Here is a 25,612-nt window from a genome sequence, read left to right on the forward strand (position 1 = left end):
TTCCCCTGACCTCAGCGAGTTCGGTTCTCGTTCGATAGTACTAATGCACTAAGCATAAGCGAGCTAACCCCGTGTGTCCCACGGTTTTTATGATTTAAGGCTACGCTAATGCTATTCGCATGCCTTCGTTTCTTATATTTATTGCAGCATTTACATCTCTGTCATGGTGAGTTCCGCATTCGGGACAATCCCATGCTCTCTTTAGTTTCCTTATTTTTATAACCGCAGCAGGAACAAGTCTGACTGCTTGCAAAGAATCTATCTATCTTCACAAGCCTTTTGCCCTGTTCGTCAAGCTTGTACTTCAGGAATGTTACAAACATTCCCCAGCCGTTATCTGAAACCGACTTGCCAAATTTAAGTGCCTGAGACATTGCTTGCATGTTAAGATCTTCTATACATACACAATCATAGGCATTGGCTATCTGTCTTGACTGTTTATGTAGAAAGTCCTTTCGTTGATTTGCAACTTTCTCATGCATTTTAGCAACCTTGATACGTTGTTTATCACGGTTTTTAGTGCCTTTCTGCATAAGAGAAAGCTTTCTTTGTTCTCTTTTTAGCTTTTTTTCAGCTCTTCTGTAGTATCCGGGGTAAGCCGGTTCATTGCCGTTGCTGTCTTTGTACAGCTCGTGCATCGAAAAATCAAGCCCTAAGAAGTCATGCAGTTCCTGTTCCTGTACTTGGTTTTCGTACTCATACAGAATACTAGCATAGTATTTTCCGCTTGGAGTCTGACTTACTGTCACAGACTTGAGAACATATTCATCAGGAATGTTCCTGTGCTGTTTTACTTTGACTTGTCCGACTTTAGGTAATTTCAAGTATCCATTGGATATGACTATGTTACCCTTGATACAAACGGTAGAATAGCTGTTCTTTTTACATTTTTTTGATTTGAACCTTGGGAAACCTGTTTTAGGCTGTTTGAAATAGTTCTGAAACGCTGTATCCAGGTGTCGAAGCGACTGCTGCAATGATACGCTGTCCACTTCCCGTAAGAATGAGTATTTCTCCATTTTCTTAAGTTCAGCCATTTCTTTGGCACAAGCGTTGTAACTTAAAGTTGTCTCATATTCTTTATACTGCTTGATTCTTTTGTATAACCAATAGTTATATACCAATCTCACACAGCCGAAGGTTTTGGCAAACAAAACCTTTTGCTCGTTATTTGGGTATATTCTGAATTTAAATGCTTTGTTTGCCATAGTGTTCACTCCTTTTATGGCTTTATGTTCTGATTTTTAATTCTTTTAGTGATGCATTAGTATAGCTGCAGCGGATAATCCACATACTATTGTTTTGAGATTCACGAAACCACTCCTTAAATAACTTACATAATTATTATAGCAGATTTTTTGAAAAAAAAAAATTATATATAGTGAAAACAAATTTGTGTCACGCGTGACACAAATAATGGGATTATTAATGCTAACATCTTAAGATTAAACGCATCATTCAAAAGGGAAGTGGACTGAACTTATGGATGAGATCTCTGATGAACGCGATCTGCATGAATATACAGACAAAGAACTTGCTGATTAGTGGGAAGAATTTTCTGATGTAGCGACAATTCTAACAAAAGAGAACAGAAACGTACTGGATCAGAACTGGTTCGGCTGGGGAAAGGGAACTGAAGTGCTGGATGTATGGCATTGGTTCGATGAGCGTTTTTCCACCGGACTTGGAAAATACATGGAAAAATAATGTAATTTAGTTTTTGAAGCCCCTGCACACCGTTGCAGGGCTTTTTTGTGTCACGCGTGACACTCTCGGATAAATGGATTTCAAGCTAAAATAGTCGTGAAAGTATCAAAGCAATTTCCATTCATCTATTTTCTGCTGAAGTGAACGTTTATCATAACTGAGAATACTAATTTAGATTATTCAAACTATTTAAAATACAATATATTATACTTTATGCGTTAATGTGATTTTTAACAATCAATATATTGCATTTTATTTTGAAACGTAATATAGTTCAGAAACACAAACTATGAAGGACGAGGAGCGTTCTTAATGAAGACAAACAGAGAATTACAAGACAGAGCTTTCAGAAAAATCAATGGTCTCGGTCGGAACAACAGCTCGTTTTGAAAGTGGGAATGATATAGGTCCGCTATATAAAGCAGTTGCTGAGAAAGCTTAAGATAAATTCTTATTCGTTTGAGTGAAACGACAGCAAAAGAACATATGCTTACAGCACAAAGGGGCGGTTCCGATTTGGAACCGCCCTTGCTGTTTTATACCGTACCCTCGTAAATTGTCTTGTCACCAATCTTGACAAGCTTTACACCCTGTTCTTTGTTTTTGTTGAAATTAAATGTCAGCATATATCCGACGTTAAGACCGAAATGATCGAGGTATCCGACAAGCTGCTGCTCACCGTCGGCATTGTATTTCTGCCCACGCCATATTTTTAGTTCAATAATATCCTGTTGCCCGAGATAGTCCACCACAACATCGGTGCGTGTCTGATCTCTGGTCTGCGCTTCTATATAGTAGTTGCCTGTACCGTTGATAATAGGCTTTAGGAACAGCAGAAACTGCTCACGCCCGTCCTTTTCCTTGAATTTATCTTCAAGCGGACCGAATATCTGAGTATAGGTCTTTATAAAATGCTCTATTACTAGGCGCATATTCAGCCTGCCGTCTTCCACAAAGATGTTTTTGGCAAGTGTGCCTTCATTGAACATCGCACTTGATTTGATCTCCTCGTCTGAAAGAAAAAGGTTATACAGCAGCGTTTCAAATATCCTGTTGGAAATGGCAACTGTATTGTGATTGTTCTTTATGAAACCGTACATCTCCATTTGAGAGATAGACTCCTGAAGCGCGGAATATGAAAGTGTTGTACCTTCCATGAGGATACTTCTGATCGATCTTTTAAGATCGGGATAGTTTGTCAACTTGCCCGTGAGCGACTGGAAAAGCGAGTTCTTTTCGGAAAGCAATATCTTAATTGCTTCATTGAAGCCCTGTTTAGTCCATGCTTTATTAAGACTGTCAAACTTGTCCGGTACAAGCTGCTCGTCGATGATCTGGCATATACGGCTGACAAGGAACGGATATCCGCTTGTGTGTTCGTAGATCGAATCGGCAATAAGCTTTGTGTTCATACCCGTGTTATGATCGGCTTCGTATTCGTCAAGCATACCCTTGATACCGTCGGCTGACAGTGACATATCTATCTTGAAATCCGCAGAGATATTCCAGGGGCTGTTGACCTTTGAATCATTATCGTTTCTGATATTTCCCTTGATGTGCTTTATATCGGCAACTCCAGCAAGGATCACTGACTGAAACGCAGGATTGTCCTCGTCGTCTTCTCTTTCAAGATACTGGAGCCTAAGCTGTGCAAGGAAGTCCAGAAACACCTGATTGTTTGATGCGCTGTCTACTTCGTCAATGATAAAGACAATTGGCTTGGGAGAAACCTCACACCATTTTGAAAATAAAAGAAACAACTCGCCAAGTCTTGCTTTATTCGCCTCTCTATTTGCGAAATCATTAAATGTATCAATGATTTCGGATGGGAGTGTCATCTTTGAAGCTTTTCGTATTATAAGCAGTGATAATGTTCTGACAAAGCTCTCTTCATCGGCAAAATCTGCGGTGCCGATTGCCTGAAAATCAAGTCTTAATACAACGTACTCGTCTTTCAGATACCTTTCAAGAGCAGCAAGAGTAGTGGTCTTTCCGAATTGCCGCGCCCTGTTTATTGTGAAGTAGTCGCCGTTATCTATCATCACCTTAATCTTATTCAATCGATCAGTGATGTCAACCATATAATTCTTAGAAGGATTACATAGTCCTGTGGTCTTGAACTTTTTCATGACTGTACGCCCCTTTCTGCGCGCGTATACATACTCTATCATTATAATTATAGCACAGAAAATCCTTTAATGCAACCCTTCGCTGAAATGTTTCATAAGGGAGAAGAATACAAGTCATAGCTTTCTTTTGTTCTTCTTCGCAGACTGCTCACATTTATGAATTTCTTTCTGGACAAGTTTAAAGATATTTCATTTACAAAGTCTCTAAAACGTCAGTAGATATATGGAGGGTTTTGTTGCCGCGAAGCACTGCATATCATTATCAATACTGAAATTTTTCAGTGGTTATGCTTAACGAAATGGGATTGCATTTTCGGGGGGCGATATGATATAATTAATGGGTAAGAGTGGGCGGTCAGCTTGCTCATATAAATCATGATTTTCTGTAGTAGGTGGGTTGAGTTATGGATTCCAAAATAATGGATAAAAAAAAGGATATACGGATTCTTGCATTGGCAATTATAAGTACATTGATAATTGCGATGATGACAAGATTGCCAAAATTGTTATTGCTATTGATACATGCAGATGTAAGTGGAAATGTACTGAATCTGATAAAATCGATTTTTAAATTCATACTGGCTGGAACGACTGCTTTAGTCATCAGAAATCTGTTGAACGAGAAAGTGAAGATAGGAAAAAGAAACCTGGTTAAGGGCATTTTCCTGTATGGCACTATAGTAGTTATAGCAACGGTTTTACAGTTTATAGTTAATTTTTATGATTTGGAAAAAGGTATTATGGAAGCTATGCCGTCGCTATTGCTATTAATAATCCAGTGTATAAGTGTGGGAGTTTATGAGGAAATTCTTTGCCGAGGCCTTTTGTTTACAGCATTCAGAAATTATTTCGGAGAAGGAAAGAAGAAGATATTTTTAGCAATTCTACTCTCAGGGCTGGTGTTTGGATTGCTGCATCTGACTAATCTCATTAACAGACCTGACCAGATCATGTCTGTACTGCTTCAGGTCGTTTATACCACAGTTGGCGGCATTGTGTTTGCATTTGTGTATTATCGTACAGACAATCTGCTCCCATGTATAATCCTTCATACACTTTTCAATTTCAGTGGTACATATTGGAAATGTTTTGTTTAGATGAAGCTGGGGGTGAGAAGTATAGCGATATCTAAACGAATCGCCTGTATGATCCGGACATTTGATGAATTAAACTTATGATTTGCCGAATAGTAAGCAAAATTCCGGTTTGATGGCAATAATATAAACTCTGATTTGGCTTAGAATTCAAAAAACAACAATACCCCCGAGTGCTTGTAACACTCAGGGGTAATCTCTAATGGGTCGTTCCCTATGAGTGCTGTGTCACGCGTGACACAAAAAACCACCGGCATAAAAATACCGGTGGTTGATCAAGAAAAACTTACTAAGTTATTCTTTTTCTCTAAGATCAAGTACCGAGGAGCCAGTAACTTCGTTGTTTACGAGAAATTTTATTATATCATCGTATATTGTCTGTATTTCTTCATCTGTTGTGACCTTAGAAAAGAGAGGTAACTGATTTATCTGTTTGTCTTTGAAGTGTACATCTTTACTAAGCGTTGTATAAATAGCATAATCAGTTTTCCGTTCTTTTTTTTGATGCAACCACAGATGAATGATGGTCGATTATATGCATCTCTATGATATATTCTGTATTGATAGCCATTCCGTTCTTAGTAATAATAATCTTCTTCATTTTTAGTCCTCCTGATTGAATTCTAGGTTTAATGATTTTATTTCGTATTTTTCTCTGTCTACCGTTTCTGCAAAGGCTTCACTTACAGTTCCGACAAACTGTTCTGTTTCTTTATCGAACACAGTGTAGATTGCCTCCTGAGGGTAAATGTCTATGTAGACAGTTTTCCCGTTTACAAAAGTGCAGCGATAGTGTGACGATATAAGTCCACTATCAAAACACAGATGTCCTTTAGAAAAAGGAGCTACTTTTTCCAAAAAATCATCTGTGATCTCATCCTGATAAATCTCTGTATCGCTGAATTCTATATCAATGTATCCTGATGATTGAGATGCACTTCCGGATAATTTAAGACCGATATACTTATTGATCGCTTCTGCTGCATCATTCCAATTTTTAAAAGGCTTTATTTGTGATATGTCTGATTTAGAAGTGGTTTTTACTGCATTGAAAAGTCTTCCATCTGTAACAGCTGACTCTTCCATTTTCCATGTGCATTCGAAAATGTATTGTGCGTCCATTTTATCCTCCTCGAATTTTTTTAGTTTATTATTTTGTTTGGAATTCAAAATTATGGAGAGTTGTTTGGTAATGCATAATTAGCTTTAATCATCACTCTATCCTCCTATAATTTAAACTTGATCTGATCTCCCAATTATCAATCAAATCTGCATTTTAATTATACAAGAAAATTAGAAATGGTAAAAACCGTATAAAACAGAAAACGCCTTGCACGAAGCAAGACGTAATCAGAATCTCTTTCTACACCTGGTAGGCGAGCTATTATGGAGTTTATCCATAACCCTGCACGGCAGGTAGGAAAATTACTTTCCGTATTTTCATAATACTGTATTCTGAAGCGAAAATCAATAGAATCTTACAGATTGAAAGGGAAGTCTTGCGGATTGAAAAGATAAAAAACAGTCTTTGATCGCTTTAATAGAAGAGAGAATGCTTGGATTTTCGAGTACTTTCAGGACGTTGGCATTGCATTTTTATAATTTGCATGATATAATAATACTTAGGTAAAAAAGAGACTAAATCTTTTCGTAGGGGCAACGCCTCACCACTAAAGATACGCCTCTTGCTATTCATGTTATTATTTCTTTTATTTGTGGTGTGTTAAAGGGATAACCAAGTAATAGAATATATATGCTATAATTATAATGAAATAGAAATAATACAAAATTTGGAGATAACAAAATGGAATATTTGATATTGATATCGCTGATGATAGTTACTGCTATTGTTATAACTATCGTTCAAGATAAAAAACGGCAAAAACGTATCCTTTACTACATAAGATCTTCCTTTGGCGTGCCTCGTGATGATACTGAGGAGCAGTTCTACAGACTTGGCAACATTGAAACTCTTTATCTGATGGACAAGAAAAGTATATCTGAACATGAGATTGTTGATGATATCACTTGGGAAGATCTTAGCATGGATAATATTTTTGCCCTTGTCAACCACACGGACAGTTATATCGGGGAGCAATGTCTGTACTCAAAGCTGCATGATCTTTCAAAAACAGAAAGCGACCTGAAGCAGCTTGAAGAAAAAATATCTTTCTTTGATACTAACGAAGACAAAAGATTCGAAGTCAGAGAAAAGCTATATTTTCTGGGCAAATCGTATGTGAACTACGATATGCCGATACTGATAGAAAACATATCCAAGCACAAGCTGAAAAATAGTAAGTTTTATTATGCACTGTCATATCTGCTTATGATATCTATAGCAGCTGCCATTATAATAAGAAAACCAGTTTTTATCGGAATGTGCATAGCTGTTTATCTTATAAATATGATCATCCACACGATAAAAAAGGAAAAAATGGACATAAAGGTAAAGTCTGTATTCAATTTAGGGAAAATGCTGAATACATCATTTTCGCTGGCTGAGCTTGTTCCGGAATTCAGCAATGAGATATCAGAAGATCTGAACACATTGAAAAGCACCGCAAAAAGATCGACTTTTCTCGAACAGAAGAATGCTACCGATAATAAAGATGACGTCAGTATGATGATGTCATATTTACTCGGTCCACTCATGATCGACTTTATCATGTACGATAAGATCATATCTGAACTTATTGAAAAAAAGTCGGAATGTATGCGTATATACAAGTTTATCGGTGAGATAGACTGTAGTGTATCAATAGCTTCGTACAGAAAAAGTGCGGCGACATACTGTATTCCTAAAACAGCAGATAATGACAGTTTTTCGTTCGTCGGATTAGTTCATCCTGCTATATCAAATGCGATACCGAATGATATTGAATATGATCGCAATATAATAATCACAGGCTCTAATGCTTCCGGTAAATCCACATTTATCAAATCCACAGCTATAAACCTTATTCTTGGTCAGACCATACATACCTGCACTTCCGAAAGCGCTTCTGTACCCAAATGCGGTGTGATCACATCAATGGCTGTGAGAGATGATATTTTATCAGGCGAAAGCTATTATATCCGTGAAATAAAGTATCTGAAGAGAATGATTGAGCTCTGTCAAGAGGACAGACTGCTGTTTCTTGCAATAGACGAGATACTTAAAGGTACTAACACCAGGGAACGAATAGCAGCTTCAAAAGCGATACTGAATTATTTTACAGATAAACGATGTATGCTCTTGGTGGCGACCCATGATCTGGAACTTGCAAAAGCATTTGATAAGATCTTTGCCAATTACTATTTCTCGGAAGTCATTGACTCGGATGACATCATGTTTGATTACACATTACACAACGGTATCAACGATTCAAGCAATGCTATAAAACTTTTAAGCGCTATAGGTTTTCCGGATGATATAGTTGATAAAGCAAAAGAAGAAATCGCAAAACCGGATATATAGCTAAAAACTGCATCAGTATAGCATTTGTATACAGCCACTGTTATTGTTTTTGTGTGAGTTTTCTATTATATGTTTTCGTTTCATAATATAAGCTTCCGATAATAACTGCGATCACTCCGTCGTATGCAAAATCAATAGAATCTTACAGATTGAAAGGGAAGTATTGCAGATTGAAAAGGAGATAATGGTCTATTGACTTTTGATTATTGTTATGATAAAATAAATGAAGATAACTTAGAGAGCCCTTAATTTCTACTAAAGTAGATATGTTAGTCGCTAACCGATACTGCTCTCTGAGTTTTTTTCTGTTAAGGTATACTATAATTCGACAAATAAACTACTAAAAGGAGTATTCACTCATGGGACTTTCTGCATCCTGCATCTTTGTTCAAAATCCTCAGCAGCTTTCTCCGAAGGAGCTAGCTGATATTCTTCGCAGATACATGACCGCACAGGGCTTTGTGGAAGCAGAGGCATCCGGGGCGAATACTGCTCTCCGACTTCGTTTTTCAGCAAGCGGACAGTGGTTTGCAGTCTCTCCGGAGAAAGAGAATCATACCGCGCTTAAACGCTGCGCAGCAATTGCAGTCGGTGCTTTTCAGGAACCGGTTATCACAGCAGAGCTTGTTGACAGCGATTTTGCGGAGCTCTCGCTTCAAGTAGCGAACCGGAAGAAGTCCTGCCGCATAGCGATCGGCGAGCCTTACGGCGGCAGAACACACAGCGATTATCGGCAGTTTGCCGCACAGTTCCCGAATTGTCTGAACGCGGCGCAACTCAAAGAAATCTGCGAAGGTGACGATGTCTTTGCAGAGGACGGACTTGCTGAACTCGGAAACTGTCTGAATCTGGATATTTCCTTGCTGACAGAGAACGATGATGCAGGATCCGCTGTGCTGTATTTTACAAAGACGCAGGTGCCAGAGATCGAACGCACAGAGCTCTATTCCGGGAATATCCTTAGCATAACTGAAAAGCCGGATCCCGCAGCGTTTGCAAAACGAATTGTGAAAGCTGTGTCATCCGCCTGGGAGCATACCGAAACAGAAACTGGGAAGTATATCCGCATCTTGGAGACCGGCAATAGTCTCCTGCTCTTCAGCAACATGATGTATCCGAAGCTGCTTGCCGCCGTTGTCGGTGCGCCTCTCATTCATATATCCGTCGCGGAGCAGGATATAGAAAAAGCGATTCTCCAACCCTATATATTTGCCAAAGCGCAATGGGGAACACTTCCACGTACCGCACTGCCGGGGCTTCTAGAATCCGCAGAAACAAATGAAGACGCATTCCGCGAAGCTGCAATGAACGGCACTGGCTGCACTACGCTCTTTTTCAACGATCGCCCTTTTCCTCCCGCTCTGATCAGACTATCATTGCGGATGTTGTATGAAACAGAGCAGTTTGCATATTTGTATCAGAATCCAGACAGGCTGACGATGGAGCAGATCATTGAAAAACTAGATGTTATTTTAGCTAAGGTCTATGGACCGAAGACGATCTCGTTTCGTCGTTTGAATATGGATTCTGGTGAATATGAACCGGTTTCGTATGAGTATCCCGGCGGCATTTGCCGCACAGACGAAGCACACGGTGAAGCATATCTGCGCATTTTTGTTAATGAGAACGGCATCGCGCTGACCGGCAATCTTGCACTGCCGGACCATCACAGCTATACAGGCATATTCGGTCAGGACTGTGTGTATCTGAAGATTGATCTTGAAAACTTATTTGCACATTATGAACTGTATGCGCCGGACGGTAGCGAACTGCGTTCAAAGATGATAGACATCAAGGAATATCCGACTTACTGCGAAGAATCCGGTTTTGATCACACACTCTTAGATGCGGTATACGGCAGCGATGCGGTCGTCTGCTGGTACAGTCGGCCGCGTGATACAAACTGATCCAATGGTAATGGTTAAAGGTATTCGTAAAATACAAATATAAGCAAAAAGAGGTCCTACCGAAGTTAAAACGGTGGGACCTTTGTTGTTTAGAAGAATTATTCAGTTCTAGAGGCTGTATCTGATCTGATTCATTTCTCGTAATTTACTTGCCTGTGCAGATTGCATCTGCAAAAATATACAAATAAATCGAATACACGGATTGAATGTGTATTGTTTAAACCCTATCGAGAGTTATTTCGGCTACAGATTTGTAGACTGACGAATACTTCCATCGATTTCCGGACGCCGAGTCGCCAGAAATATAGTGCGAATCAGCCAGCATTATCATGTGAATCTATCATTCGCACCATACTATTCTTAAAGAAATTATTATACTTTACTTATTATAGCATATATTCAGGTATATTTCAAGCTTTATTTTTCTAACAGTATGAAAGATAAGCTTTAAGCATATTATTATTTTTATCAATATATGGATTGTATCTTTGTTGTGTCACGTGTGACACACTTCAATGTCATTATCAGATGTTTTTTTTCAATTATCAATCTACTTTTGAAGATTGATAAGAAATCAGAGTGGTTAGCTTTGAGTTGACCGTGAATTCTTATGAAAAATGGAATTAAATCGGTTGTTTATTGTGCTAGAAATCGTGTTAAAAATTGTTGACAAAATTGGCTATATGTGATATCATATAAGGTGAGTATTTATAGAATTTATGCGTGGTGATAACGAATGGAAGAAAAGTATAATGCTAAAATCATGTCTGGTAATAATCACATTCTCTCTGCTGTTTCGTTTCACTGCTCATGCGGCAGTTTCTTTGGCGGTTACGTTGAAGTGACTATCAAAAAAGAGAACGATCATGCCGTACTGACGGTTAGTCCTTCTCTACTTCGTGAGGGCAAGGTTGAAGACATAACAAAAGAGATAAGGATAGGCGAATGGAATGAATTCATCAGCGATGTATTCTTAAAGTACCGTATAGATGATTGGCATAAGGAATATATTAATCGTGATATTGATGACGGAACACAATGGTCTGTAAAGATCACACTTGATAACGGCAGCGCACTTGAACACTACGGCAGCAACGATTTTCCTCCAAATTGGAGGAGTTTTGTCAAGTACATCAATAACCTGATCGCTTTTTCAGGCGTGACATTCTAATACTAAGAAAGGAACTTCTATGGATAAGGAACAGTATATAAAATTCTCCGATGCTCAGATCGGCAGCACGATCAACCGTCCTGTATTGGTGTCTGCAATTGAGGAAAATACCGCACGAAACGGCAATAAATTTGTGAGAGTAACGCTGAAAGACGGCTTTACAGAAGTCACGGCTATGATGTTCGATACCTCGGAAGAGAGCCTTGCGTCTCTCGGTATCAGGCAGGACACGATAGCTGATGCAGAGATTTCTGTTTCCGAGTATCAGGGCTCAAAGAGCTTCAAAATAGTGCAGATTAGACCGACAGCAGACAGTACACTCACGGTCAATGATTTCACTAAGCTCCCACCCGTGGACTTAAACCTGATGTATACCGAAATATGTAGTCTGATCGAAAGCTCTGCAAACGACTATGACGGCAAATATACGCCGTTGTCCGATCTTACATTAAAGATACTGACAAAGTATAAGGATAGTTTCATGACTTCCTCGGCTGCTATAACTATGCATCATAATCTCAGGGGTGGTTTGCTGTACCACTCTTATCGTATGGTCAAGGCTGCCGATGCACTCTGCGGAGTATATACGAACCTTGACCGAGAGCTTCTTCTCTGTGGTACAGCCCTGCACGATATAGGCAAGGTATGGGAATATAAGACCTCGATCAGCGGTGATGCTGAGTTTACGGCAAGCGGAGTGCTGTTAGGTCACTTGTATATGGGAGCTTCGCTTATCAAAGGATTTGCGTCGGATGGCAACTACAATAAAGAAAAAGTTCAGCTTTTGATCCACATGATACTTTCGCACCACGGTACGCAGGAGTGGGGAACAGTATCCTGTCCGGCTATTCCCGAAGCATTTGTTTTGCACTACATCGACAACATCGATGCGAAGATGTATATGTGTGAAGAGCATTATGAGAAGTTAGATCTGGGAGAAATCACAGAAAAGAAGCCGTTTGGACTAGACAATCGCCTATATAAGCCCAATTACTAAAACAAGAATGTAAAATGGCCTTTCATCAAAGTGCAATATTATAAATGGATAATTTGTGTGTAATACCAAATATATCTGTAAATAAGCAGGATACGTACAGATTCATTGACAATTACAAGTACATGGTATATAATAAAAATATATTATATCACAAAGGCAAAATTGCTGAAAGGCAGTGACGCAAAGCTAAGGGTCTAAGCTCGAAGAGTATGACAGCCGGTTGCATAGATTTTTGGTTTATAGCTGATTAAGGCAATGCTTTTGGCGTTGCCTTTTATTTTTATTAAAGGAGTGATCAACTATGGTAAAAACAGAATTAAGCTATAATCCATACTTAATGGAAACAGTAGTGAAATTCAATGATCAGCCACCTAAAATAAATAGTATTATAGAAAAATATCGTGATAAAAAACTTCAGGAATGGGTCGATTTACTCCCTCAGGTATTTCGTGATGAGATGAACGGTTATGGATTTGATTTTTATTTTTCAGGTACAGAGTCGGATTACGAACTAATAAAATCTTCATTTAAAAAAGCTGGGGTAACAGATAACGAAGTCGCATTCTTTTATAAAAACGAGCTTGAAGAACCAGTTATAAAAAACAAACGTATTTATGATGTTTTTTCATGGTTGGATGCGCATCCTAATCGTAGATTTGATTATAAGGCTTTTAAAGATGATAATAAAGAGATACTCGATAGTCCATATTCCTTCATAACGATAAATGGAAACAAAATATCCTCTATTTCACTTTGTGACGAGAAAATAGATATTGAAAATATAGATAATGTTAATGAGCTGACAACCACAGATCTTACGAATACACCAATAGTAATGTTTATAGATTCTCACGATCTAAATCGCAACAAAAGAGAACTAAGATCAATAATATGCCGTGATGATATAAGCAGCAGACAACTCTTTTTCTGCATTAGTGCTGAATTAAACAGACCTCAGATCGAAAGGATAATCTCTGATCTTGGGATACATACCCCAAATATCATAAATGATGTTAATGATGCGGTCATAAGCGATTATTTTGAAGTATATCCGCTTACTGAATACATTACAAAAGTTCTTGGAATTTTAAAAGGTACTATCAGTAAGTTACAGGCGGATGTAGATGAGGAGAATGAAAAGAGTAAGATAGTAAATTCAGGTATACATAGGAAGATCGATTCACTTGAAAACGATATAAATACTCTAAAAAACGCTGATGATCTTTTCAATCAGCGTGATAATCTGATCATACCTACGGAATATGTATCTTCAATAAAATCATTTTTCTTCAAAATTTCCGAGTGGAGAAAGAAAAAGACAAAGACTACTAATATGGATGAAGCAATTGCAATGGCTACAGAATTTAATACGATGCTTGATAAATTTTATTCTGAATTTGTAGCGGAAATAGATAGTGCTTCTGTGGCAAAAAGCGCAGAGATCGATCAACTATTCGGAAAATGGTTTTCTGATACAAAAATGGATCCGGATTTTGAACCAACTGTGGATTTCAATTACGAAGCAAAGGAGTATATTACTCCATCACTTACAGAAAAGTTTATGGATATCAAAACAGAACAATATATAGTTCGCAAGGCATCACTTTTCGATAGGTTGAAAAACAATGCTGATGCTAATAATGATAAGGTAATGGAAGTAACATATACATATGAAGCGTGGAGAACACTAGCAGTGGAAGAATACGGTCCTATTTGTCAGAGAGTTATCGATAACTGGACAGAAACACTTACAAAGTATTATGCTGTTCTTGCAAATGTTTATCATAATCGTATACACCAGATAATAAAACAAAAAACTGAAGAAAAGCAGATCGTCTCAAAACAGCTTTCGCAAGATGAACAGCTTTTGCAGAATGATATGGATTGGCTTTCTCAGATAAATGATAAACTTCATCTGATCGAAAGGGGGTAAACAAAGATGGACGAAATAACTACATATAACTCTGGTGTGATGACATCGACCGAAGAAATGACGATAGATAATCGTCTTGAGATAATAGATGAGGGTATAAGAAAAAAATATCTGGCACGACTTAATGAAATGGAGATCGCTCCGGTTGGAGATCTACCTTCTCTTGAAAATGAACTAATAAATAATATTCGTATTTATAGAATCACAGAGATGGTTTATCGTAAGGGCGAGTCTGTTACTAATAAATTTACTACGGTCTTTAATACATTGTCTACATATAACGCTTCTGTTTTCATAATAATCGATTCTGATGGTAATGAAACTAATTTTTATCTTGGGGTCAGGAGCAATACATTAGATGATGATCCTGAAAAGCGTTCAATGGTGACGCTTGGTGATACACTAAAAAATACACTTATCGGAAATTTTCCCGGAGTTAAAATAGTTAGCGAAGACAGGACGAGCATTGGAAAACTGTCAAGTAAAATATTAGATCAGAACAATATTGCATCGGTAAGTGTTGTTGGAAACTGTAAAAATACGGAACAGGCAAATGAACAGTTTGTTCAGGGCTTGGAAAAACTGGCTCTTGCAATGTATGGCAGACAATACACAGGTATTATAATCGCACAAAATCAGTCTCCGCAGACGGTTCAGATGCTGAGAAAAAGTTATCAGGATCTGTATACCAAGCTGTCTCCGTTGGCAAGAGTTCAGTATACTGACAGTACAACTGATTCATCTTCACATTCCAGATCTTTTGCTGAAATGAACGGAAAACAGAAGGCTGCTATGATAACGGGTGCTGTATTATCTATTGCCGGCGTTGTAGGTGGTGCCATAGGTGGAGCTGCAGCTATTGGAAAGGCAGGAGGATTGAGTACAGGAGCCATGTTTGGCGGACAGATCTCAGGTCAGCTTAATGGTTTTATCAACTCCCTTGCTCCGAATGAACAGGTAACGACTACAACATCAAACTCGGTTATGTCCACAACAGAGAATAAGACAGTCGTTGATCTTATGGCGCTTATCGATGAAAATCTTAAAAGAACTGATGAATTTGACAGCTACGGTATGTGGGATACAGCAGGTTATTTTATCTCGGACGATATGTCAGCTGCTGAAATTGCTGCCAGCAATTATCGGTCACTTATGAATGGTGAAAAATCAGGAAGAGAAGTTTCAGCTATAAATTCGTGGAGAAGAAATAATCCGCAGACTGTGGGGAATTTTTCAGATCTGACGATGTACCTTTCCAGATTTATGCATCCTCGCTTTGTGTATGGAGGAAATGTGCTTGTGAATGCTGCTACATCGGTCAGTGGAAAGGATCTTGGCTTACACCTTGGACTTCCGAGGACTACGGTTCCCGGACTACCGGTAATTGAACACGCTGAATTCGGCAAAGAAGTTAATTCATATAGGTTATTTTCAAAAAGTGAAGAAGATCAATCTGATGATACGATGTTACTTGGCAGAGTATTTGATCTCGGACAGATAACAGAGAAAAAAGTTGAGCTCGATAACAGAAGCCTTAATATGCATACATTCATTACCGGTTCTACCGGTTCTGGAAAAAGCAATGCCGTCTATCAAATGCTGGCAGAGCTTCATCAGGATGAAATCCCTTTCCTTGTTATCGAACCTGCTAAAGGTGAATACAAAGATGTTTTTGGAAACTGGGATGATGTGAATGTGTATTCTACTAATCCTAAAATATCCGATCTGATAAATCTTAATCCTTTCCGATTTCCTGAATCTATCCATGTACTAGAGCATGTTGACGGTCTGGTGGAAATATTCGGAGTATGCTGGCCGATGTATGATGCAATGCCTGCGTTTTTTAAGGATGCTATACTTCGCTCCTACGAAGCTGTAGGTTGGGATCTTGGCTCTTCAACTTTTGAAGGAGATGTGGCAGAATATCCGGACTTTGAAATTCTTTCCGAACAGCTCGGAATGTTAATAGATAATTCTGATTATGCTTCTGATATAAAATCTAATTACAGAGGTGCGTTACTGACAAGAGTAAAATCGCTTACGGTAGGATTAAACAAATATATTTTCACGACAGATCAGACCCCGTATTATAAACTGTTTGATAATAACTGTATAATAGACATATCAAGAGTGAAATCAACTGAAACAAAAGCACTTCTCATGGGACTGATCGTATATATCCTGAATGAATATCGTGTTGACAGGAAAACAGAAAATAATAACGGACTTAAGCACATAACTGTCCTAGAAGAAGCACACAACTTACTTAAAAATACGGGTAATGGCGGTTCATCAGAATTGATCGGAAAATCCGTTGAAATGCTTACAAACACTATAGCTGAAATAAGAACCTATGGTGAAGGCTTTATAATCGTTGATCAGTCGCCTTCATCGGTAGATATTGCAGCCATAAAGAATACAAACACAAAGATAGTTCTGAGAACACCGGAAGCAAATGACAGGGAAGCCGTTGGACGCTCTGTCGGATTGACCGAGGATCAGGTAAATGAGATAGCGAAACTTCCCAGTGGTGTTGCTGTGGTATATCAAAATGACTGGATTAATCCTGTGCTTACTATGATAAATAAAGCAAACATCATCGATTCGCCGTATGTATACAAATCCAGAACAGAGATAAAGCCGATCAAAGAAGCACGTTCAGAATTGATATGTATGCTTATGCAGCCGTGGATAAAGAGAAAGAAGATAGAAGAAAGTAGCCTGCGGGCAGCATTAAAGGTGCTTAATATATCTCGTGATATCAAAAACAGAATATCTTCTCTGATAGAAGAGTATGACCTTTATGGTGGTATTATGGTATGGAAAACTCAGGATATACCTATACTGAAAAAATTTGTACAGGCTGTAATAGATATAGATGACAAGACTTTTATGAGGATCGAAGGTTCTAAAGAACTGAAAGCGCTTGTAAAAAATAAACTGAAGAGATTTTCTGATGACGAATATGACAGTATCTGTTATATACTGACAGCAAAGGGGGAGATATAATGAATTTTGATAAACCGGAAACAAGTGGATTAGATAACAGTGTTTCTGATATTGAATCTAAAATGAAAATTTTGCACAGTGGTTTTGAAAGTTCAAAAAAACCTGAAGCTGGAGTTTTCAGCGGTGTAAATGAATCTATCGACAAAAATATTACAAACTGGCTGGATGTTGATCTTGCTGAAAACACTGATTTATCTGCTTTTAGAAATACTTTTTTAGATACAGCAAAGCAAATGTATAGTGGAGAAGATCTTGGTGATGGAAAAAGGACGCTAGGACTGAAAGACATAGGGGCATGGAAGATAAATCCGGATGATTATTACAAAAATCTAAAACAACATTCAGGCTTTTCAGCAGAGGTCATTAGTACAGCAAAAGAGAATATGCAAGCGAAGATCTCAGGCTCAGGCATCACCACCTATCGTGTAGATGACCTTGCAGATAAAGCAATTAAAGGTATTGCAAAGAACGATCAGTATGTAGATAAAGTTCGCATAGACAGCAATGGAAACATTGTTGAAAGAGTTCAAGTCAAATTCGTCGGTAAAAATGGAAAAGAGTGCCTCGGATTGCTGAAATCAAAATCATTTGATAAATACTTCAATGATGGTGCAGTTGATAAAATGGAGATACCAAAAGATTATTATGATGATGTTAAGCAGCTTATTCCTGAAAAAATCGAAAAATTTGAGAAACAGTATCGGCATGCAGTAGAAAACGGAAACAGGGAGCTTGCTGAAAAACATCAGGCTTCTATCGATAGGTACAATAAGATCGATCAGATGATCGAAAAGAGCACTGTTACTTCAAGCGAAGCAATAGCTGCTACAAAGCATCCGAAGATGTATACGGCTAAAATATTTGCACAGGAAACAGCTCGTGTCGGCAACAAAGCCGGACTTGAAAGTGCTGCTTTATCAGCTTCGATCACTGCGTGTGTATCTACAGTTGACAATGTTAATAAGGTTATGGAAGGTAAAATAACTCCTAAGGAAGCATTTGTAGATGTTACTAAGGATACAGCAGCTTCTGGAGGGATAGCTTATGGAACACGTTTTATTTCAGAAGCTGTATCACAGACTATGGGTAAGAGTTCGAGTGCTTTGATAAGAAAAGTCGGAGGATCATGCCTTCCGGCAGCAGTAGTATCTTATGCAGTAGAATCATACGATGATATTTCTGATTATGCACAAGGTAAAATAGGAGGAAAGGAACTTGCTTATAATTTGGGAGAAAATGCGGCTGGTGTAGCAGGCGGCATAGCAGGTGGAGCTGTTGGTGGTATAATTGGCGGAACAGTAGGATGCGCACTTGCTACTGAAGCATATCAAACAGCCGTAGAACTTGGTGCGGAAGGAGCTGAGATCATTGCAGAAAAAGCACAGGATCTAGCATCCGGAGTAGTGGATACAGTTTCAGAAGTAGTACCAGAAGCACTTGACGATGTAAAGAATGCTTTTTCAGATTTTTCAGCTAAGGCTAAAATAAAATTACCTTTTTAAAATCAGATCTGCATAAGAACTATCAAAGTAAACTGATCATACGCTCGAACAGTAGAGACTATCGGGGTAGGGGAGTGAGGAGCATTCTGCCTTGACAAATCGAGTGGTCATCTTGACAAAATAGAGTGTCTGCACCTTGACAGAACGAGTGCCTGCGTAACAAGATACGTTCACTATTGGATGACAAATAAGGGGAGCGGTAACATTGACTTTTATCCTATTTAGGCAAGAAGACTCCCACCTCTTAGGTGGGAGATGAATTGCGTTCCTTACTCACTGAACTTTTCACTTCGCTTATAGCATAAAATATTCAGTCGAATAAAATGGAGTGGCTAAAATACAGTGGATTTGGATAATAAAGCATATTCTTGCTTTACAAGAGGGGAGTTTTTTAACAGAGCGAGAACACACGTTGCTTACGACAGTAGGCATAAAGAAGTTTTCAAGGAAACATTGTAAGACAGGTACAGCAAGCTAAATTATTACCGAAAGGGTGCTTACAATGATTGATATGATTTACAATCTCCGTGTGGGTGATATTCACGCCGCTGAGATGAGAGCTGCATACAAGGCAGGCTTCAAGGACGGCGTAGCGTTGATGCAGGAAGTCGAAAAATAAAGTATTCATACCATAGAGATAAAAAAAGAGTGCCACTCTCCGTTCGGAGAGTGGCACTCTTTTATACATAGGTGATATTAAATTTTAAGCGTTTTCGATTTCTTCAATAAATTTGATAGTGTCTGCAAGTATTCTCACAACATAAGAAGCTTCTCTTTTGGATAATAAATCATTATCATGTGCAAAGCTCTTATCATTTCGGATAGCATTATAGCTATCAAATAAAGAAATGCTCATTTTCATAGCTTTCTTAGAAAAATCTGAACCGAATAAGTTGTTTTGATCGTAGTATTTAGTAAGATTACCCACAAGACTGTGAAGCGGATACAGTTGCCCGTCCGGCGCAGATACTCCAATGCCATGATTTTGGCAAATCGTTCTAAAATACTTCATCGAAAAAGTATGTAAACGATCTAAAACCAATACTGGTTCGTCCTTTGCCAAAGCATCATGTATATCTCGATAAAGTGTTGCAAAATCATCTCCTGTCTTTTCCGGCAGGGAAAAATCAGTACTAAGTTCTGACTCGCTAATGATGAATTCGATATTTCTGACAAGATAACCACTTACTGACGGCTTGATAAACTTCTGGATCATCTCTGTAAGTATTTTTTGATTACGTTTTATATTTGTGATGATACTTTTTGATGATTCAATAGTGAAATCGAGGGCTTTTTTGTTCCAGTTATCGCCACGCATTCCAGCGTAGTAAGCATATCCTAAATCATCATAATAGATCTTACAGCTTTTAAGTAGGTTTGAAAGTTCTTTCTTTCCATTCAGGTCTAAAAAACGTATGATGCCTTGCTGAAAATTGTCAGGTAGAACATAAGTAAAATCATATTCGCTCATTTTGATAATTCCTTTGCTTGTTTTTGGCTTTACCGATGTAAACTTTATATTGGGAGTAATTCATTCAATTCTCATCAATTTCGATAACTCTCATTGTCTTTTCGATAAACTCAACTTCGTTTTCATCCAATCCAAAATAGTCATAAAGTTTTTCGTCTGACCATTCCTGCGTAAAGTCCATTTCAGGAACAAATATAAAATTATTCTTTGATAAATGAACAGATGAGAATGTAGTCCTCAGCATAAAGCGTGCAAATTTTCCAATAAGAAAGCCAAAAAAGTTCTTAGCTTCTTGCTCCGTGTCAAAAAATGCAACATTTAAGTAGGAGAAGGTATCAACGACACCGGGCGGAAGAATTTGTGGACCAGAGATGGAGCGATAGCCGTTTTCAGGCTGAACACCACTCTCACCGCCTTGAGGTATCAGAATAGAAATCTTGATTTTGTACTTTTGTATAAGCTCTTGATTTTTTGTTACAACGTCAGGGCTGATATAATCTATTCCTTGACCATTAAAGCCCACACTATGGAGAAGCTGAATATCCCCAGGCTGATAATTTGGATGTCCTTTTTCTTTCGATGATATTCCAAATGTATCTAAAGCGGAAACGTGTTTGTCCCAGAAACCTTCTGCTTTATTCAATACTTTCTTTATTATAGAGATTGCCTTGTTTGAGCGAATAATCAGTTCTCCAAACTCTCCTAAAGGTCTTATTAACCTATCTTCAGCACCGTTTTCAAGCTTATTGACTATTTCGCAGTCACCATCATGATTATTTGCCCATAAAAAGTAGCATATTCCTCCAGCAATATCGACAGTTGGAAAACAATTTCTTGCATTATAAAAATCTATAAGGCAAGCCATACGTTTATCGTCGATCATATCTTTACGGAATTCATTTAATCCCATTCCGCCATTATACCATCGTGCAGGAATAATCATTGATACATATCCGGGATTAATAACTTTGGCTTGTTGTACAAAAAGTTGAAAAATCGGCTTTGCCTGTGTAGCTGCCTTTCCATTTCCAATTCCTCCTGAAGTTGTAGCTTGATACGGAGGATTGCCGACAACAGCATCAAATGTCATTTTATCACCCTTTCTATCCCAATAACTTGGTTTAAGAACTTTATCAACAAACTGTTTTTGTTTGTTCTGCATTGTATTTATAAGATCATCAAAATAATGTGCATTTACAGGTATATCTCTGAATCCGACAAGAGTGCGCTTTGTTATGTACTTCGCCATTGGAGTTTTGCAAATAACAAAGATGTTCTCCCGAACAGTCTGCTTCCAAAGTTCATTTTGCTTTTCAAGAGTAAGTTCATCTTCGGGATAATCGGAACATCTCGCTCGGAATAAACTGTAAACAACATATAACGGATATAGACCTGTCTTTGAATTGATTTCAAGGATATGCGCTTTAGCGTTATTGAAAGTTTCGGCAGTAACCTGTCCTCGGTCAACAAATCTTGGCTGTTCCAGCATTTGAGCATTGACAGGTGGGTTTTCTTCATAAAAACAGTAACCACCAAGACAGTCGCTCATATGCATATTTACAACTCGCCAAGGAGTTAGCACAGTTTCTTTGTCAGGGTTCTTAAAGCAAGCAAAAAGCTGAGCAATCTGCATAACACGCTCAGTCGGAGCAAGTTCATCAGCCCCCATGACAGTATTTCTTATTTTTCTGCCTGCCGCTACAAATATATCCTGATCGTAGTATTTCATGAACTGCTTGAAAACATCTCTTGTAACACCTGACGGCATAAACTCTGTCCATGATGCTTCATCGACAATACTATCATCAAGGAACTTATCAAGCGTAAAGTCTTCTCCTATAGGGATATCTGCACCATATATAAGCAATGGCATACGGATAGAGATTCCTCTAAGAATAGAAATAGCATTGTTGCGATTTTTCTTCTTTTCTTTCAGTTCGTCAAGTTTCGCCTGTTCTTCGGGAGTACGTTCCTTTTTGGGCTTTTTGTCAATTTTTTGCAGTTCTTCGTATTCTTCCTCGGTGAAGCCTTGTTTATTTATATCAACTTCCTTTGTTTTCTGCTGCGCCTTAGAAGTACCTATGATACCTTTGAGTTTGTTAAACTCCTGCAAATCAACATCGTCAAGTTTTAGCAGCTCGTCATTATATAGGTTGGTATCATCAAAGCCGTTCTGAACAGCTCTTTCTGCATAGGCTCTCTTTAGTTGCTGCAGAAGTCTGTTTGTTTCATACTTCCGCATAGTAGTACCTTCAATAGAGATTACTGGGCAATAGTTTAGAAATTCACCCATAATCTTTCTATCAGAATCAGTTGTTTTACCTGCTTTAGTAGAGAGCGTTACCGATTCTGCAACCATTTTCAATGTTCTATCTGGAGCAAAATCAAAAACATAGCAATTATCCTTGAACTTTCCGTTTTGATTGCAAGGTGACTGAACACGAAAAATTGTCTGTAAGTAGTTTGCTGCCGATGTAGAGAACGAGCCAGCGAGCATAAATACGGCATTCCACTCTTTAACTGTAACGCCCGTGGTGAGTTTGCCACAAGAGAGCGTAATAGTATATCCGTCGTTTCCTGCATTTTTGATAGCGTTACGAACTTTAGCAAGTGCAGTATCAGATTTTTCTTCTTCATCACCGTCACCAGCAACATTGACAACATCAAAAAGTCCGAAAACTGGGTGCTTCTTCATCATTCTTTTTAGAGCCTTCGCTTCTTTAACACCCGGTATCATCCAAAGCGAGTGCCTGAACAGTTCACGATATTCTTTTGATGAATAGGGATACTGACTGTCTTCATCTTCTTTTGCAATAAGACATAGGAAGCTCCAAACATCATCAGCGTGTACAAAATCGCCAATCTGTGAACCTTCCGGAACAGGTTTGAAATCTCGACGTATATCACCTGTCCATACTCGGAAAAACTCGTGAAAGTTGAATGCCTTATCTTCAAGTTCTACATAGCGATTGCCAAGCAACTTACCAAGATCGTAAACATAGATGTTCATTTTCGGCAATTCTTCATAGGGGTTAGAATCACCGAAATGCTCGTTGTCCCATTCTGCCTTACGGCGCTGTTCCATTATGTAGTCCCAAGTGTAGACATTATTATCATAGTTACCAAGAATATTGAATGGTGTACCTGATAGAGCGAGGAATTTTGTGTCCTCTGTAACGATAGAATTGATAACTTCTTCACCAAGTGCTGTTGTAGTCCCTTCGTGTGCTTCGTCAACAATAACACAATCCCATTTTGTACTGAAAACAATGTCATTTTTTATATGCTTACCGCCGACTTGCTCTGATCCTCTTAAATCCTGAATCGAAGCAAAATAGATAAAGTTTTTTCCGCTTTTCAACAGCTTTTCTATTGTAAATCCGTTACTTTTAGAGCCGTATTCAAAGTCATCCTCATGATAGAATATCTTTTTATAATCCTCGTACCAGCCACTATCAACAACAGGTCTGTGCGTGATAATAATAGTTTTTCCAAATTTCATTTTTCGGATAACCTCAAGCGCACTAAGTGTTTTGCCAAAACGCATCTTGGCATTCCATAACATTCTATTACCTGTTTTAAATTCTGCTATTGTTGCCTTAATAGCTTCAAGCTGCTCAGGACGAAAGACAATAGGCGTAAATGTAATACCAGTTTCAGACGGGTTAAGGGTCGGTCTGAACTGCTTAACCGCTTCAATAGCTCTTATAGCGGTATCAAGATCAACCTTGAACCATTCCTTTGCCTTTGTATCTTTAACAATAGCTTTTTCAATACCTGAATTGGTTAGGACATTGTGTACATCATAGTCTCGGAATATCTTCAAAGAACCATTTTCTATTCTAATTGCAAGCTCTGTATGTAAGAGTTCATACTGTACTCCTGCGGTATTCGTATATGAGTCAATACGTTTCTTAGCCGCCTGATTAAGCTGGCGACAATTAGGAGGTAATCGGTCAATGCTATCGTCTGTCTTGATCGTAGCTTCACCGATTTTCAAAATGTCTTTGTGTTTATCATCGTTTATTCTGAAAATATAAATCAGTTTATACGAGAACGAACTTTCAAATCTTTTTGAATCAGTCATCTCATCTTCCCCCTTTATCGATGAGTGTTTTATATTTCACATACTCTTTATTTGTCCAATCACGAATTATGCAAGGTACAGCATCCTTTTCTTCCTCGGTATCATCTCCCATATCAAAAAGTGTCATCTGCACATATTCTTCCTGATGTTCCATTTCACTATATGGGGCGGTATAAGTCAAACCGTCCATCTGCCATACGTTCCATGATATAATATAAGCAATTTGACGCAATTCAGGAATAGTAGGCTTTCTATTCCATTTGTTTTTCATATAATCAATAAATGTGAATAACAAGTTTTCTCTTGCCAATAATAAATTATCGCCTTGATATTCAAAACCATATATACTTTGGTATGCTTTTTTTACCCAATCGAGCCAATCCGCTTCATTTTCAGTATTCTCATCAATCACACGCAATTTACGATCCAATAAACCTATACGTTTATGAACATCTGAAATTGGTTTGCCTGTTACTGTATCATACCTACTAACAAGATATGGAGCTTCTCCGCAAGTGATTTCTAATCTTTTGGCTCTGACATAATCCTGCCATGTTTTTTTGGGCTTGGCAGGAAATTTAATCTTGGTTCTTGTTGCTCTCCATTTCTTTTCTGATGTTGTATTGAATACATCAGGTCTACCAAACCACTGTTCATCAACAAGATTATTTTGAGCATTACATATCCAAGAGGGTGTGAAAACTTCTGCCTTATCTCTTGTGCGGCTGTTTTGCATATGTTTGGCTTTTGTAACACGAGGCTTTATAAGTCCACTATATTGCCCAGTGATTTGCTCTACTGTTATTTCGCATTCGGGAGCATAATACTCGCCGTATTCTACATAGTCGGTTGTTGCCCATACAATATTCCGTTTGGTAGAATTATCGTATAGCAACAGTTTTAGGAGCTGCAAATCAAGGTTCTGAATACTATCTTCCATAATTTCTATCCCCACAAGCTCAACTCCTTGTTACGATTACTAACATAATGATACAATTATTCAAGTATATTATACCACAAATACTGCGGTGTTTCAAGACCTAATTACATTTCCAAAGAGAAAAAGAATAAAAACCATACTATCCCATAAACCTTAGTCTAACGGCACGCTCAAAAATCGTTTTATACAATTCATTATAGAAATT

15 protein-coding genes and 1 riboswitch are annotated in these 25,612 nt (G+C 38.2%); of the genes, 8 read left to right on the forward strand and 7 right to left on the reverse strand.

Translation table 11 applies throughout. From position 1 onward, the window contains the following. Nucleotides 1-100: 100 nt before the first annotated feature. From N773_RS23565 to N773_RS0118095, 3 genes are all read right to left on the reverse strand, one after another. Nucleotides 101-214: a zinc ribbon domain-containing protein gene (locus N773_RS23565; protein WP_431602486.1), complete on the reverse strand. Its 114-nt coding sequence runs from the start codon at nt 212-214 to the stop codon at nt 101-103. Continuing rightward, nucleotides 162-1,208: an RNA-guided endonuclease TnpB family protein gene (locus N773_RS20680; RefSeq protein ID WP_431602485.1), complete on the reverse strand. Its 1,047-nt coding sequence runs from the start codon at nt 1,206-1,208 to the stop codon at nt 162-164. The genes N773_RS23565 and N773_RS20680 overlap by 53 nt, the downstream gene beginning before the upstream one ends. A gap of 1,035 nt (nt 1,209-2,243) precedes the next feature. Continuing rightward, nucleotides 2,244-3,836 (reverse strand): AAA-like domain-containing protein, encoded by a 1,593-nt coding sequence (locus tag N773_RS0118095; protein WP_024859054.1) that lies wholly within the window; start codon nt 3,834-3,836, stop codon nt 2,244-2,246. Nucleotides 3,837-4,240: 404 nt separating this feature from the next. Here N773_RS0118095 and N773_RS0118100 point away from each other — a divergent pair, with 404 nt between their 5' ends. Beyond that, on the forward strand, nt 4,241-4,933 hold the full coding sequence (locus N773_RS0118100; protein WP_024859055.1) for a CPBP family intramembrane glutamic endopeptidase: 693 nt from the start codon (nt 4,241-4,243) through the stop codon (nt 4,931-4,933). 600 nt (nt 4,934-5,533) lie between these two features. Here N773_RS0118100 and N773_RS0118110 read toward each other — a convergent pair. Further along, the gene (locus N773_RS0118110) at nt 5,534-6,052 is read right to left on the reverse strand and encodes a hypothetical protein (RefSeq protein WP_024859056.1); all 519 of its coding nucleotides are present in this window, start codon (nt 6,050-6,052) and stop codon (nt 5,534-5,536) included. A gap of 682 nt (nt 6,053-6,734) precedes the next feature. Here N773_RS0118110 and N773_RS0118115 point away from each other — a divergent pair. The 7 genes from N773_RS0118115 to N773_RS0118145 all read left to right on the forward strand — a co-directional run bounded on the left by N773_RS0118115 (nt 6,735) and on the right by N773_RS0118145 (nt 18,909). Then, nucleotides 6,735-8,390, forward strand: a complete 1,656-nt coding sequence (locus tag N773_RS0118115) for a MutS-related protein (protein WP_024859057.1) — start codon at nt 6,735-6,737, stop codon at nt 8,388-8,390. Between the two features lie 359 nt (nt 8,391-8,749). Next, complete coding sequence (locus tag N773_RS0118120) at nt 8,750-10,297, forward strand: hypothetical protein (RefSeq protein WP_024859058.1); 1,548 nt, start codon at nt 8,750-8,752, stop codon at nt 10,295-10,297. Nucleotides 10,298-11,060: 763 nt separating this feature from the next. Beyond that, nucleotides 11,061-11,468 carry a hypothetical protein gene (locus N773_RS21570; protein WP_242840456.1) on the forward strand — a complete coding sequence of 136 codons (408 nt, stop codon included), beginning with the start codon at nt 11,061-11,063 and terminating at the stop codon, nt 11,466-11,468. A 19-nt stretch (nt 11,469-11,487) separates the two neighbouring features. After that, nucleotides 11,488-12,465: a 3'-5' exoribonuclease YhaM family protein gene (locus N773_RS21575; protein WP_024859060.1), complete on the forward strand. Its 978-nt coding sequence runs from the start codon at nt 11,488-11,490 to the stop codon at nt 12,463-12,465. Between the two features lie 145 nt (nt 12,466-12,610). Further along, nucleotides 12,611-12,693: riboswitch (cyclic di-GMP riboswitch) on the forward strand. 73 nt (nt 12,694-12,766) lie between these two features. Continuing rightward, nucleotides 12,767-14,398 carry a hypothetical protein gene (locus tag N773_RS0118135; protein ID WP_024859061.1) on the forward strand — a complete coding sequence of 544 codons (1,632 nt, stop codon included), beginning with the start codon at nt 12,767-12,769 and terminating at the stop codon, nt 14,396-14,398. Nucleotides 14,399-14,404: 6 nt separating this feature from the next. After that, nucleotides 14,405-17,407, forward strand: a complete 3,003-nt coding sequence (locus N773_RS0118140; RefSeq protein ID WP_024859062.1) for an ATP-binding protein — start codon at nt 14,405-14,407, stop codon at nt 17,405-17,407. Further along, nucleotides 17,407-18,909 carry a hypothetical protein gene (locus N773_RS0118145; protein ID WP_024859063.1) on the forward strand — a complete coding sequence of 501 codons (1,503 nt, stop codon included), beginning with the start codon at nt 17,407-17,409 and terminating at the stop codon, nt 18,907-18,909. The genes N773_RS0118140 and N773_RS0118145 overlap by 1 nt, the downstream gene beginning before the upstream one ends. Before the next feature lie 703 nt (nt 18,910-19,612). Here N773_RS0118145 and N773_RS0118155 read toward each other — a convergent pair. From N773_RS0118155 to N773_RS0118165, 3 genes are all read right to left on the reverse strand, one after another. Further along, nucleotides 19,613-20,380 carry an abortive infection family protein gene (locus tag N773_RS0118155; protein WP_024859064.1) on the reverse strand — a complete coding sequence of 256 codons (768 nt, stop codon included), beginning with the start codon at nt 20,378-20,380 and terminating at the stop codon, nt 19,613-19,615. 64 nt (nt 20,381-20,444) lie between these two features. Beyond that, a complete protein-coding gene (locus tag N773_RS0118160) occupies nt 20,445-24,467 on the reverse strand; it encodes an Eco57I restriction-modification methylase domain-containing protein (protein ID WP_024859065.1) in 4,023 nt (1,340 codons plus the stop codon). A 1-nt stretch (nt 24,468) separates the two neighbouring features. Beyond that, the gene (locus tag N773_RS0118165) at nt 24,469-25,422 is read right to left on the reverse strand and encodes a hypothetical protein (protein WP_024859066.1); all 954 of its coding nucleotides are present in this window, start codon (nt 25,420-25,422) and stop codon (nt 24,469-24,471) included. Nucleotides 25,423-25,612 lie beyond the last annotated feature (190 nt).

This window comes from Ruminococcus albus AD2013 (assembly GCF_000526775.1).
In the GTDB taxonomy this organism is placed as follows: domain Bacteria; phylum Bacillota; class Clostridia; order Oscillospirales; family Ruminococcaceae; genus Hominimerdicola; species Hominimerdicola alba_A.